Annotated in this window: 14 protein-coding genes; 11 read left to right on the top strand and 3 right to left on the bottom strand. The window is 49.1% G+C overall.

Translation table 11 applies throughout. From position 1 onward, the window contains the following. Positions 1–4 precede the first annotated feature (4 nt). The 9 genes from H6750_13625 (at position 5) to H6750_13585 (ending at position 9033) form a co-directional block, all read left to right on the top strand. Positions 5–1177: a cytochrome ubiquinol oxidase subunit I gene (locus H6750_13625; protein ID MCB9775345.1), complete on the top strand. Its 1173-nt coding sequence runs from the start codon at positions 5–7 to the stop codon at positions 1175–1177. Next, complete coding sequence (locus tag H6750_13620) at positions 1174–2538, top strand: cytochrome ubiquinol oxidase subunit I (GenBank protein MCB9775344.1); 1365 nt, start codon at positions 1174–1176, stop codon at positions 2536–2538. Before H6750_13625 ends, H6750_13620 begins: the two co-directional genes overlap by 4 nt. Positions 2539–3303: 765 nt before the next feature. Next, entirely contained in the window at positions 3304–3675 is a 372-nt protein-coding gene (locus H6750_13615) for a magnesium transporter (protein ID MCB9775343.1), read from the top strand. Positions 3676–3705: 30 nt separating this feature from the next. Next, positions 3706–3885, top strand: coding sequence for a hypothetical protein (locus H6750_13610; GenBank protein MCB9775342.1), 180 nt, complete (start codon positions 3706–3708; stop codon positions 3883–3885). Positions 3886–3931: 46 nt separating this feature from the next. Continuing rightward, entirely contained in the window at positions 3932–4210 is a 279-nt protein-coding gene (locus H6750_13605; protein ID MCB9775341.1) for a magnesium transporter, read from the top strand. Positions 4211–4376: 166 nt separating this feature from the next. Continuing rightward, positions 4377–4850, top strand: a complete 474-nt coding sequence (locus H6750_13600) for a CreA family protein (GenBank protein MCB9775340.1) — start codon at positions 4377–4379, stop codon at positions 4848–4850. Positions 4851–5231: 381 nt separating this feature from the next. Then, the gene (locus H6750_13595) at positions 5232–6692 is read left to right on the top strand and encodes a BON domain-containing protein (protein ID MCB9775339.1); all 1461 of its coding nucleotides are present in this window, start codon (positions 5232–5234) and stop codon (positions 6690–6692) included. A 56-nt stretch (positions 6693–6748) separates the two neighbouring features. After that, entirely contained in the window at positions 6749–7471 is a 723-nt protein-coding gene (locus H6750_13590; GenBank protein MCB9775338.1) for a hypothetical protein, read from the top strand. Between the two features lie 95 nt (positions 7472–7566). Beyond that, positions 7567–9033, top strand: a complete 1467-nt coding sequence (locus H6750_13585) for a BON domain-containing protein (GenBank protein ID MCB9775337.1) — start codon at positions 7567–7569, stop codon at positions 9031–9033. A 95-nt stretch (positions 9034–9128) separates the two neighbouring features. Here H6750_13585 and H6750_13580 read toward each other — a convergent pair whose 3' ends face one another. The 3 genes from H6750_13580 to H6750_13570 form a co-directional block, all read right to left on the bottom strand. Beyond that, a complete protein-coding gene (locus tag H6750_13580) occupies positions 9129–10157 on the bottom strand; it encodes a sodium:calcium antiporter (protein MCB9775336.1) in 1029 nt (342 codons plus the stop codon). A 325-nt stretch (positions 10158–10482) separates the two neighbouring features. Beyond that, entirely contained in the window at positions 10483–11442 is a 960-nt protein-coding gene (locus H6750_13575; GenBank protein MCB9775335.1) for a hypothetical protein, read from the bottom strand. Positions 11443–11642: 200 nt separating this feature from the next. Beyond that, positions 11643–11918, bottom strand: coding sequence for a hypothetical protein (locus tag H6750_13570; GenBank protein MCB9775334.1), 276 nt, complete (start codon positions 11916–11918; stop codon positions 11643–11645). A gap of 505 nt (positions 11919–12423) precedes the next feature. Between H6750_13570 and H6750_13565 the strand changes: the two genes are divergently transcribed. Together H6750_13565 and H6750_13560 are read left to right on the top strand one after the other, a co-directional pair. Further along, a complete protein-coding gene (locus H6750_13565; GenBank protein ID MCB9775333.1) occupies positions 12424–13437 on the top strand; it encodes a hypothetical protein in 1014 nt (337 codons plus the stop codon). A 38-nt stretch (positions 13438–13475) separates the two neighbouring features. Further along, on the top strand, positions 13476–14138 hold the full coding sequence (locus H6750_13560; protein ID MCB9775332.1) for a BON domain-containing protein: 663 nt from the start codon (positions 13476–13478) through the stop codon (positions 14136–14138). The last annotated feature ends 98 nt before the right edge of the window (positions 14139–14236 follow it).

Genomic DNA, 14236 nt, shown 5'->3' with positions numbered 1-14236 from the left:
CATAATGACGGGTTCAAGTTTTTGGATCGGCTTCTTCAGTTTGGCCCATATCACCCTGGCAAGTCTTGGTGTGGGTTTCATGGTACTGGCTCCTATTGCGGAAGGGTTAGGACGCAGGCGTCCCTATTTTACGGATTTTGCATATTTGGCCACACGATTTACGCTGGTGACATATACCACCAGCATTGTGTTGGCGGTCTTCATGTTGGAATTATTCATCGGGCTTTTTCCTCTCACGAATAGTTACCTGTTTAATCACTTCCGCTATCCCTTGCATCTGGCTTTGGTCGTGTTTTTTATCCAAGTGTTGTGTCTGTATCCCTATTATCACTTTTGGGATCGACTCCGTTCAAAAAGTATCACCTGGCATATCACGTTGGGAACAGTAGCTGCGGTACTCATTCTCGTGTGGGGAGGAATACTCGATGGAATCGGTTCATTCATGATGACTCCTGTCGAAGGCGATAGTGGATGGGCAAGACTCTGGAACCCGACGTGGGTGCCGTTGATGGTCCATCGATTCTTTGGAAACCTGGTCATCGCCGGATTTGTCACGGCGGCTTATGCCGGATGGCGTCTCAGGAAACAATGTGGTCAAAAAAACGATAAAGCCTATTATCTCACCCTGCTGAAAACCGGAATCGGCATCGGCATTGTGAGCCTGATGATTCAGCCGGTCTCCGGTTTCGTCTTCGCGCAACACATACAGAATGCCCAGCCGGATATTCTGCAGAACCTCTATGAAGGCCAAACGGTCCTGTTGGTGATAGGGCAATTTACCCTCCTGGCCCTACTCCTGTTAGGCAGCCATCTCATTTTTCGCTCGGTTCATCTGGAGCGCGGACATTCCTACCGGGCCGAGATATTTTATGTGCTGACGGTGGTGTTAATGGTCGCGTTGGCGCCGTATCCTTTCTATCGGCGTATCGTGAACCTTATCGTGCTTCTTCAAACGGGTTGGTACCTTTTGTATGTATTCCCTGTTTGGATGCGAGGCTCAACGCCCTCACTCAACAAGCCGTTCATTCATCTTATCGCCATGGTCCTTGGTCTGGCCGCGCTGGTCCTCTATTTGACAATGGGAACCATCCGGGAAGTGGCGAGAGGGCCCGATACCATTCATGGAATTATCACCAGTCAGACGGAAGCCACGTTTAGAGGAGAGACGCTCCCATGACGCTTGAGCCGCTTGAAACTTCCATGACCGTCGGACGTGTGGCAATTGCCGCCTCGGCCCTGACTCATAGCTTATTTGCCACGTTCATTGTGGGATCATCCTTGATCGGTGCGGTGACAGCGACCTGTAGTTATCTGACGGGAAAAGAATGGTTCCGTCGGCTGGCCAAGTTGATTGCGTTTGCACTAGTCCTATCTACCGCGACCATTTCATTTTTGGGCGTCGTGCTGGTGTTTGCTTTGAACATCTATTGGCCTCAATTCTGGCATCGTCTATTCCACGTCATGTTTTGGCCGTTTTTGGGAGAGGCGGCGTTGTTTTTGGGAGAAGCGATTTTTGCCTATGCCTGGTATTATCTTTGGGATTGGGGGCGGCGTGGATGGAGACAACAGGTGCATCTGGCCTTTATATGGCTTGCCGCAGGCTGTGCCTTAAGTGCCATGATTCTGATCGATATCACCGCTTCCTATATGTTGACGCCTCATCCGGTGTATGAAGCATGGGAAAACATTTTCAATCCCACCATGATTCATTTAGATCTTCACCGGTGGTTTGGCAATCTGACGTGGGCGGGTTTTGCCCTGGGGGGGATCTGTGCCGTCCGTTATCTGAAATCGACAACTGATACAGATCGAGCCTTTTTCCAAAAAGGAGGAAGTTACTGTTTTGTCATTGGCTATGGAGCTCTGCTGGTCATGCCGGTGGTGGGATATCAATACTTGCTTCATTTGCGATATGGGCAACCCCAGGCATTTTATACCGTGATGTTAGGAGAACGTTCATGGCTTTTTGATCTCGTGGCATTGTTGTATGGATTATTAATACTGGTCGGTTCTCTGTATGTTATGCAGATGGTGCGGTCGCAGTCAAAACCACCTCCCTCTTTCATCGGATACCTCCCCTTGTCACTCCCTGTCATCGTGATCGCCGCTATGATTCTGGCGATGCCCTATCAATTGCAACATATCCCTCTTCTCAACCGCTTGCTCGTTCAGGAAATAAATCCGCTAGGAAAGATGCAGCCATTCAAATATTTTGCGCTATCGGGCCTTGTTATTTTTGGTGTAGGACATTGGATCTATTCCATGCATGTCTTTAGTCGAATGTCACCAGCCACCGCCTCGAGTATCGAGTCTGGAACCCCACGAAGACGGATGGCGGGTTTGTTGATGACGTTGGCAGGGTTGACGGTGATCATTCTGTTAGCCATGGGGTGGGTTCGGGAATCTGCCAGAGCGGTCAATGGGTACCTTATTTATGATGTGATGCGGTTGGAGGACGAGAAATCAACGTATCAAGCCTCTCCTTCCGATCAAGGTATCTTTTCCCAGGAGATTCCTTACGACCCCTTTGTTCGATAATCCCTTTGAGAAAGAGTGAGGGACGAGGGGAATACCCACGCGGAGAAGCAGAGCGTTCTGAACCTTATAAATATGACGGAATTATCGAAAATTGGGGAACGGTGGGGTTGGCCGGTGTCACGGAATCTGTCGACGTGATGTATGTGTTTCGATTCGTTTCTCCAACCATGAAGGATTTTTCTGCAAAACAATTTCGACAGGGTGCCCCTCACAATTCAAGACGACCAGGCAACTTTCAGGCATCCATTTCAACCGTCCAGTTTTCTCATGGGCCGTGAAACGTTCGAAACAGGTCATGCCTCCAGCCATCATGGTATTTTGGTCCGGAGTCTTCGTGAGGTCCCAACACCTAACAGGCCTTTCTCTATCGATGTTCTGGTCAGTGCGCCAAACGAATCGATTGTAATCAACGACAGGCAGACGACTTTACCCAATGCGTCACATAGACAAGACGGCCTGATCGAAATATTCATAGCCTCTTACACCTCTGCCCTAGGGGCCATAATATCCTTCACGATCATGTTGCCCCTCCTTTGTATTTTTCAAGCCTGGGCCTTCCCGCGCAGACGTCACAAAGCGACCCCATGACGAACCCTGGTCTTCACGTTGTTGTCTATAATCACCAATCAGACTGACCTTCACCTTTCGTCTCCTGATGACTGACCGTGGGGTTTCTGAAAGAATGATGTTTTCCCTTTATTTTAAAAAATGTCGAATACGTTTAGCTCGCCAGTCATTCGTCATACCGGGCGGGAGGAATCGCATATGGAGATATCTACGGTACAGGAGTTGATTGCACAAGAAAAGTGGTCGGAATTGCGAGAGCTGTTGAACGGCCTTCCGCTTCCCGAAGCAGCTGAGGCCCTGGCGCATACTCCCAAACCAGTGCGCGTCCGCATATTCAGCTCTCTGTCTCGTCATGATTCCGGCGAGCTGTTTTCATACCTGACACCCCAAATTCAAGCTTCGTTATGGACTGAACTCACCGACAGGGAAGCGGGTGAATTGTTAGCACAACTGAGGCCTGACGATCGGACAGGGATATTAGAGGAATTGCCTCCCCACACAATTAGCCGGTTACTCAACCTTTTAGGTCCTGAAGACCGGCAGGAAGCACAACAGCTTTTGGGTATCTGAATATTCTATTGCAAACGTATTCTCAGGTTGATGGCCTTCATTCTGGTCCATCTGACTGCATCCAGTGTCATCGCCATGTATGAGGAAACGCTAGCTTCCACACTCGGCTTAACATTCTTTATTCTAATGGGAAGCGGAGGGAACACCGGTGGACAAGCAGCCATGCTGATGCTTCGAGGCCTGTCAATTAAGGACGTGAAATCCACATAATGGCTGAACACAGCCTGGAAAGAGCCTGAGTACCCTGGACTTAACAATGGGAATCGGTGCTGGTTGTATCGGTTATACATGGGGAGGGATGGTTATGGGCGTAGGTGCAGGATTAGCAATAGTTGCAGCCGTTGTGGTCTCCAATCTCCTCGGGGTATTATTTCCTGTCCACTTCACCAAATTAGATATCGATCCTGCCGTCGCCAATAGTCCCATGGTCACATCTACCACGGATGTGACGAGCCTTATCCTGTATTTTTCTGTTGTCCGGTTGGTGTTCGATAGACTGCAAGGAGTGGGCCTGAAATGGTCGCACCGTCGCTGAGCAAAGAATAAGGACACCCTTTGTCCCTGGAACGTCTGGCACTGGACGTTCTTGAAGGGGTTCAGAATTTGTCCAGTTTTGAGGCATAAGGATCATAGAGTAAAGTAACGCTCATCGAATTTTCATCTTAGACAAGGTAAAACACCGGTTAGGGGAGAATGCGTACATGCTGACAATTTTTTTGAAAGTCCTGTTCTTTTCCGTTCTGATCATCTCTTCGAGTCATGCGGAGGAAATCGGAAGTGTGGATACAAAATTCAATTTTTTGGGTCCTGATCACAAAATTGTGATTGAAGCGTTTGATGATCCCAAGATTGAAGGAGTCACCTGTCATCTGAGTCGATCGAAGACAGGGGGATTGAAAGGCATGGTTGGTGTCGCTGAGGACACTTCAGATGCCTCAATTGCCTGCCGCCAGGTCGGTCCCATTCGCATAGTTGCTGAGCTTGAAGAAGGAGAAAAGGTGTTTCATGAGAGTCGATCACTGATTTTTAAAAAACTGCAGGTGGTTCGATTCTTTGACAAGAAACGTCAGACATTCATTTATCTCGTATACAGCGATAAAGTGATCGAAGGCTCACCCAAAAATTCGATCTCAACGGTGCCGATCAGATCGTGGTCAAGTCCCCAACAACGATAAACGAATACAAACTAATTTTCACACATTTTAATGTATCGTAGTTTTGCCAACAATGATCTCTCAGTATGCGCTGGTGATTTAAGTACGGTTGAATTGCCGTGCACTCTCAAAATAACTTTTCCCTCAAGCCCTCCGGCATGACGTCCTTAGGCTAAGGTCACCCTTCGCATCCCGGACATCAAGGGTTTCGCATAGGACCCTTTTTCTCCATTTTCATTTATAAAGAACGTAGAAGCTACGCCCCCGTCATACCAACAAATTAATGCCAGTGGTCTTTTTGCAAATGAAGCTACTGCGGCTTTAAACACCGAACGAGGTCAATTCTTGCCTGAGAGAAAATTGGAGATATCAGGATAGTTTCAACACCCTCGGATAATGCAGATGAAAACCATTTTTCGACAAGGCTTCATACCCCCTGCTTTAAAGGTGATGGTATTAATGGTGGCCCTGCCATCACTAGGTTTGGCCAAAGTGGACCAGAATGTCATTAGGGACAAAGATATTACCGTCGCCATTGAAAGCCGTTTTCTGGTCGATCAGACGGTTCCCTCAAATGGCATTGATGTCCATACAGATAATGGAGTCGTCATGTTGTCGGGAGAGGTCCCTACCCTGCTGGCCAGGGAGCGTGCAGGAAAAATTGTTGCCAGCATTCGAGGTGTTCAAGCACTTATCAATACCATTGCCGTGAACCCTACCAGCCGGATTGGCGATGAAGAAGTACGGTTCAAGGTGATTGCCGCATTAGCCGCAGATCCGGCATCAGACTCTTATGAAATCACCGTACAGGTTAGTCAGGGTCGCGTAATGCTGACTGGAACAGTAGAAAGTTGGCAGGAAAAGCAATTGACCGAGGAAGTCGTCAGATCGGTAAAAGGTGTGCAATCCCTCAGAAGCCGGATTACCGTGAATCCGCCGGCTTCTCGTCCCGACTCAGAAATCGAAGTGGAAATTTTCCGTCGCCTTCAATCCGACGTCTGGGTCCATGAAAGCCTCATCGGCATCATGGTCGACCAGGGGCATGTGACGTTAACCGGTACTGTGGGGAGCCTGGCTGAAAAGAATAGCGCTTATACAGATGCCTGGGTGGGTGGAGTTAAAGACGTCAATGTGGCCCCACTCAAAGTTGAATGGTGGGCACGGGACAAAATGCTTCGTCAACGCAAAGACGTATTCACATCAAACACCCATACAGCAGAAGCGATACGAACAGCCTTCACATATGAACCCCGGCTTCAGGATGGTAACATCGACGTTCGCGTTGTCGAAGGCACGGCTTTCCTTACCGGAATTGTGGACAACTTAGCGGCTAAATACGCTGCAGAAGAGACGACCCGGAATACGGAAGGCATTTGGCGGGTACGCAGTTTCATTAAAGTTCGTCCTCCCGTGCGACTTGCTGATCGCGAACTGGAAAAACGGGTCCGGGAAGCGTTCAATCAGCATCCTCTCATTGACGGCTACGAAATTAAGATTTCAGCCAATAGTGGAAAAGTGTCTCTCGAGGGATACCTGAATTCTCCTACCGAAATTTCCCAAACTGTTCGAGCCGCGGCAAGAGTAAAGGGTGTCATCAATGTCGTGAATTATCTCCAAATTCAATCGCCTGGTAAATTGGATGAGGAAATTTGGGAAGAGATCAGACGTGTATTTTGGTGGGATCCGGGTCTTTTTGACCAGGATATTATGGTTACCGTGTCCAATGGCACCGTCACCCTCAAGGGTACCGTACCTACCATCGTGGAATGGAGACGAGCTAGAGAAGTCGCGCGGAATTCCGGAGCCGAACGGATTCGTAATCGGTTAAAAGTGAGATATGGTCCTGATTTTCATTCTACCTAAGGTGGATAATTTTTTTTCACCGACTCAAAAAAGAGTATCGAGAAAGGAGAGTATGTATGCAACAGAACTTTTCACAAAAATCATCCATCATCTTCATCACCACGATCCTCTGTATTTTCTCTTTTTTTTATATATCATTCGGAAAGACCAGAAGTTTTGACCAGACTCCTCTTCCCCCCATTACATTGGTAAAGGCTGTTCAGCAGAATCACGAACCCTACATTAAAGACGTCCACCAACAACTACAGAAATCCCGTGCGCTCCTCAATGATCTCAAAAAGATGCGAACACAGGCTCCCAGCCAAGAGAAACAAGAGGATTTAAATGCCCCCATCATGAAACTCACAAAGGAATTGGAACACGCGGAACGTATCTCCAAAAATTTTGATGTCATCGATCCTCAACCCTGGTTGAGGAATAAGACTGAAATGGATGCCGTGTTAGCAGACTTGGAAGTCACCTATGACGAAACATTGCCCCTCCTTCATGACCAGACGAGATTCCTCCAAAATGCGGTTCATCACGCAAAAATTGCTCGGGAATATGGAGAAGAGGGGAGGAAAGATTTATTTCACAAAAATACATTGGCCGCAAAAAAGGCCGCTTCTCTTGCACAACAGGAAGGGATTGATTCTGATTTTTTGAGGGAAGGGATTTCCGAATTGGACGATGCCCTTTCCCATATCAAACAAGATCGCATTGCCGCGGCTGCAACATTGACCGAAGGAGCCTATCTCCACTTGAATTCGGCCTTTAAACAGTCTCAAAACTCCAATTAACCATTGGCCTGAAATGGGGAAAACAATCACAATGATCCGCTTCGCATTCAAATATTGCCCATATGGGTGTATCGCTAAATAGGGAATGACAAACCATGTGTCATCTCTGTTTGCACAGCCCGACACGCACACAAGTCTCGAGGGTGGTTGTCACTTTCCTGACCGTCATGCTCACATTTTGGCCTATCGCCAGTGCCTGCGCAGAACAAGGACAGCATATGGTGATGGAGGCTGAAATGATCCTGGCCATCGAAGACCGGCTGGCCGGAGACGAATTTGTCCAGGAAAATCTGATTGATGTTGTCAGCGAAAAAGGCATTGTCACGCTCCTTGGCGAGGTGGACAACATCCTGGCCAAGGAACGGGCAGCGGCACTCACAGCACCCATCAAGGGAGTTCGCAGTGTCATGAATCAATTACTCGTCAACCCTTTAAGTAGCCTCGAGGATCAAGATATTGAAGATCACGTGCAATCGGCCTTATTAGAAAATCCCGCAACGGAACTGTATGACATGAGTATGAAGGTCACAGACGGTCGTGGCACCCTCACCGGTACGGTTCAATCCTGGCAGGAAAAACAATTGGCCCTCCAGGTGGCGAAGGGAGTCGAAGGCACCAAAGCCATTCAGGATCAGCTGGAGGTTCTTACCGTCAAGAATCGTTCTGATAAGGCCGTTCAACAAGAAATCCTGCAACGTCTGCATCATGATGTATGGGTTGATTCATCACCCGTGATGATAACCGTTCGGGATCGCCGGGTCACAGTAGCCGGTACGGTGAGAAGTGTTGATGAGAAATCCAGGATTATCTCGTTGGCCTGGGTGGATGGCATCACATCTGTGAACGGCGAACAGCTGCAGGTAGAGTGGTCTGCCCGTGAACCCATGCGCCGTTCAGGCTTTCACATAGCATCCGATGAAACCATCCAGTACGCCATCTATGATGCGCTTTCTTATGATCCCAGGATAACCAACGCGGATATCACGATTGAAGTCAAGGAAGGCCTCGTCACACTTACAGGCATCGTCGATAACCTCCAAGCCAAGACCACTGCCGAAGAAAATACCTGGAATACCACTGGCGTTTACAATGTCATGAATCTCATCAAAGTCCGTACAAAACAAAATTATTCCAATAAAGATATTGCCACACGCGCCAAGGCGGTATTTCGCCATGATCCCCTGCTCAACCATAAAACCATCAATGTCAGTGTTTCCAATCGTACCATCGCTCTGAGAGGTACGGTGAAGTCACGATCTCAGAAATCCCGGGCAGGGTTACTGGCCGCCCGTGTTAAAGGAGCGACAACGGTCGACAACCGACTCAAATATGCGATTGAATGGCAGGATAAATCCGATCCTGAGCTTCGACAGGATATCGAAGACCAATTCTGGTGGAGTCCATTTTTATCCGATCACTCCATCTCTGTCCGTGTTGAAGATGGCGTCGCGACGCTCAAGGGTTCTGTGCGAAGTTGGCAACAACGATCCCTCGCCGCAGAACATGCCTTTGTAGCCGGAGCCAGATTTGGTCACAACCGTTTACAGGTGGACCCTTCATAAAAGACTTCTCATTCAGCGCAGTAAAAAGGATCAGAGACCGGCTCCTCCACGTTCCACTCAGACAAATCTAACCCGGGTTCCGGGTTTTAAAAACTTCAGGATAGAAAAAGAATGACGATTCCTCCCAAATAAACAAGTAAAATAGAAAAACTTTCGAATCCGATATTGCCGATGCCATGTTCCTCCCGACGCAGCAACCCAAGCAATAAAATACCGTTCATGAGCATAGTTAAGGCGATCAAATAGACTTGCTGATTCGTCGCAGCATGATAAATCGATCCATCTTGATACGCGAAATCGGAAAACGCGACCAGAAGCGTGTCAAAGGTATTCCCTCCTATAATTCCTCCTACGGCAAGCGTCAGCGCCCCCCTACGCACCGCGGCAAGCGAGGTAATCAATTCAGGCAAAGAAGTACTCATGGTCGTGAAGACTCCCCCCACCAGTGTTTCAGAAAGTCCGGTATGAGTCACAAGAGAGACAGCAGAACCGGCGAGAATCCACCCGGCCGTTCCAATGAGCAAGGCAAAAGCAATGAACGCCATCAATAATTTTTGGAGATTTTCATGACAGTTGCCCGCCTCCGGTTCATCGGGTTTCGTGTGGGGCGTTACCTTGGGACTCCATAATGGCTCAACATGCGAATGATGCACCAGCCGAAGACCAAAAATGTATATGGCGACGACACATGGCGTGACCGGATGCACATTCCAAAGGCTGAAATCAGGACCCACGATAGCGAGTAAAATTAGCGAGAGCATGCTCATGAGGAGCACCCCGTTCATGAGATTGGCGGACGATGCTGCGGCATGCTCCAAATTGGCATGCCGATAGGTCATGTCGGCAATGGCAAGAAATGCTGTTTGTATGGCAATGCCTCCAAGGGCATGGCTCACGGCAAATTCAGCATGACCGCCCCATGCGGTTGTCACGGAAGTAACAATGCCCGGCAGGGATGTACTGGCCCCCAGGAAAACGGCGCCCGCAAGCGCCTCGCCAATCCCTGTTCGATCAGCCAGCCGGTCTACCAATTGAGTGAGTTTCCACCCAACCAGTCCGATGATTGCTGTCGAAACAAAAAAAAGAGCCAGGCTAAGAGTAAAAGACCAACCTTCATGTTCCAGAAAAAAGATCCTATCCGCTTCTATGCTTAGAATTGACCCATTTATTGTTTACAGCGTAGAAGCTTATATTTTTTTAATATTTACCCGACAAGTGACAACACATCGTTGACAGACAGCGGTTGCCCCAGTTTACAGCTGCGGTGTTCTGGCATTTTCACGGAGTTGGTAAGATCGATGATTGATGCGTGTGAATCTCTGACCCGCCGATGGTCTCCAGTATACGGAGAGCGTCTGGGGGCCCGTTCGAATAACCACTCGGACGAATTCCTGGGCGTACCGCAGGGGGAGCCGTATTTGTTCATTGAGGATCTGGATATGGCCCTGTTCATTCACTCTCCGGATAAGCCAAATCTGCCCTCGATAAAGGGGCAGAGGATGCCCCCACCGAAGATCTGGTGGCAGAAATCGCAAATCGGCTTTGATGATAGCCGGCGATCCCTGACGGTTCAGGCGTTGCTTGAGGTGGGTGGTGTAGGCGTCCTGGAAAGCCAGGGAACGCCTTTGCAGTTGCCCCAGCGTCCGAAACCGATACCGCTTCCAGACTTTTTCTTGCCACAGGCCGTTGTAGCGCTCGACGCGAGCGTTGGTGGCCGGGCCTCGCTCGGGGGTAAAGACGGGAACCACTCGACAGGCCAGGCACAATCGAATCACTTGCCCCAACCTGCAAGGATGCATGTGCCCGCCCGTCAGGCTCATATCGTTGTCCATTCGCAAAATCGAGGCACCCCATGGTGCTCCCAATCTCTGACCAGAAAAGCCAAGACCCGCTGCACCCGACGGTCGGGCTCCACCGTCCCACCGACCAGGCCTGTCGCCACATCCTCCGGTTCAGAATGACCACCGGACGCTGGGAGGACAGGTAATGGCCAACAATGAAGTCGATCTGATGGACGTCGTTCTGCTGGCTCGCCAAGGGACACGGCACCGGCGGGCCCTTGCGAGATCGGAACCGCCGTTTGCGGATCACGCGGTGGTGTCGAACCAGAATCCGATGAATCGTGCGAATCGTAGGCAGGGAGCGGATGCCCAAAGCGAGCAACTCGTTGGCAATAACTTCGGCCCCATAGAAGCCCAGCGGGCTCCTCCGACTTCTGAGCCGGGTATGGGTATGGAGCACCAACCGCTCGAAGGTCGGACTCACGCGTCGAGGGAGTTGGTGGGGACGTTTCGATTGCTCCAAAAACCAGGTCTTCCCCCCTCCCTGATAGCGACCAATCCATTTGTGCACCCATTGGCGACTCCGTTGCAGCTGCCGGGCAATCCAACTGACAGACTGTTCCTGCAACCACAACCCGATGCAGTGTTGCCGTTGCTTGATCAGCCCAAAGGTTTTTTTGACTCATATACTTCCTCTCTCCTTCATGAAACGAAGCAGACTGTATATCCAAAATCTTTGTCTTCCAACCTGTCAACGATGTCTTGTCCGTTTCTGTGTAAACGATCTATTGTCATGTGACCCCTAGCTGTTCGGCTTCGCTAAAAATTTTATTTAAGGCCTTGTCCCTCGGCATTAAGAAAATCAGATGGTGAAATCCACAAAGGTTCATATTGCCGATCACCATATATCTCAATTAACTCCTTCCGGTAGGTTACCGGCGAGTCATCAATAAGCTCCTCGAGCACCAGGGGGATTGCAGGTTCCTGACCTAGGGCCCTTCCAACCACTCCTAATCTAAGGAACATATAGGAACATATGCATAAAGGGAGTGTTGAATAATAAAGATTTTCAAGGGCAAATTTGCCCAGGATTAGATCACTCATCAAAGGCTCCGGGTCGGTTCAAAAAAGCATGCCCTGAGTCTTCCCGAAGGATCCGTCCAGCAAGGCCGCAGCCGCTTTTGCGCGCGGAGCGTACGCTGAGTACGTGAGCACGAAAAAATGGCGAGAACGCCGCTGGTGGCTTTTTTTCAACAGACCCATAAAAAGCATGAACTTTTCTAACCTTCATCTCCCCACTTTAAGGCAATACTCGAACCTCCCATACTGGCATTAACCCTGGAGGATATCTTCTTGATCCCCAGATTTTGCCTCCATCCAGGGTCTTGACCGCCTACTTACACACTACGCCGAAACCTACCGCCCGGCCGACCCCAATATTTTGTCAAACTCAATACAACCAGCTTCACTTTTATGGCCTTTTCCAGGGTTTTTGAGGGTTTGCCAGCCATAATTTGAGAGTTATTTTCCCACCAACAAGCGGTGGACGGAGAAAGTCTCACCGCATTTACCACTTAAAATATCTCATTTCAAGAAAGGAGGGTTTGTGATGAACCGTTTTTATGCACGACCAATTTTAGTTGCAGGAGCACTATCTTTGTTGGGAATGCCATGGGGAGGCAGCGACCATGAAATATCAAAAGTCCATGCAGCCCCCTGGATCGCGCCTGCCCCACAACAGGAATTGTCTGCAAATTGGGTACAGGATGTCGCCCGTGAGTTTCGTCAACCACAATTTCGTAACATTTTCATGAACATACCGGGAGGATCCCCTCAATCAACAATTCTGGATTTATTAAATGAAGCGGCTGAGGGATTAGAGAATGGGGAGCCCGGTTATGCACGTCACCTCGTTCGCAGGGCGATCAACGTGCTGGATCGAAGTGCAGGACGTGGGTGGTATACGGCATCGGAAATTCAACCTATCCAGGCCATGATTTTGAAATATGCCAAACGGGGTTTTTCTGAGGCCGATCAAAATTGGAAATCTCGAAACAGAAACCATCCGGGAAATAGGCAGAGGTCTTCCAATCGGTGGCAGGAGGAAGGCGTAAGATTATTTAATCCGGATGAACCAAACATTTCCGGCAACCGGTGGGATGGGTACACCAGCGATCATTGGCAAGGAAGCGGAGGCAGCTACGACAGAGTTCAAAAACGGAATATCCGGCAAAACACGGAGAATTTTGATCGTTCCCGAGATCGCGCATCGAAAGGTTCGTTCCGGGACAGGGAACAAAATTTAAGAAATCAGGGTGAAAATCCCCGGATGGAACGCGGAGGCACCCAGCGATATTATTCTGACGATTTTTATTATTCAGATTACCCCTATGAGGATCGTGGGAGATGGAGTGAATCATCAAGACATAATCGTAATTCCTACAGAGACCAGATGCCTTGGGCAATGGAACAAGATCGACGCCTCCATGCCCGTGGAAATGAGAGGTTTTACAGCGAGCAGCCTAGGGACCGCGGAAAACAAAGGCCATATGAACGTGGACCCGGCCAGGATGAATATTTTGAATCGACCACCAGAAATCAGTCCAGAGGATTCAATCGCTAACCTATATCACTGTAGTTACGTCAAGGAGGAACCATAAGATGAGATTATTACAGGACTCTTTCCGAACATTTCTAGCAGTCGCATTTTTGGTGGGTATAGCCGGGGCCCCGAGTCTCGCACAAAGCCAAGTCGTCTATGACGACGACGTGAACCCGTATTACGAGTACGATCCTAATTTTGATTATGATCCATATTTGGACGATCGTTATGGGTACGATTATGATTACGGATACGATTACGATGACTATGTCTTAACGGATTCGGAGCTTCGTCAACGTATTAAGTTAAATCTTGCCATGAGCCCTTTTGTTGATGACGACAATGTAGGTATATCCGTCGATTATGGAGTCGTGACCCTATCCGGCACAGTGGAAGACCGGAGCGCCATGATTGATGCCCAGGAAATTGCCTATGATTCGGGAGCCTGGAAGGTTCGCAATAAACTTTCTCAACGTGAGACCGAGGAGCGTCCATGGGCCGACATGGGAGACAGAGAACTAAAACAGGAGATTGAGGATGAGCTTTGGATGAGTCCATTTGTCAATTCGGACAACATCTCGGTCGGGGTTAAAAACGGAATAGCCACACTTTACGGTGGGGTTGAAAATAAAGGGGAGATTGCGGACGCGGTAGAAAATGCGTATGAAGCCGGCGCCAGGCGAGTCAAAAGCCGCTTGTGGGTTGATCCGGATCTTTCGTAAGAGGAAATTCCTTAATTGAAAAAGACAAACTCACCCATGTGGGGCAGGGAATATGCACGACGCCTTGTCCCACAAGGGGGGATGATTAACGCATGTCC

The sequence above is a fragment of the Nitrospiraceae bacterium genome (assembly GCA_020632595.1).
Taxonomy (GTDB): domain Bacteria; phylum Nitrospirota; class Nitrospiria; order Nitrospirales; family UBA8639; genus Nitrospira_E.
Note: the sequence above shows the minus strand (reverse complement) of the source record. Positions and strands in the feature narration are given on the sequence as shown.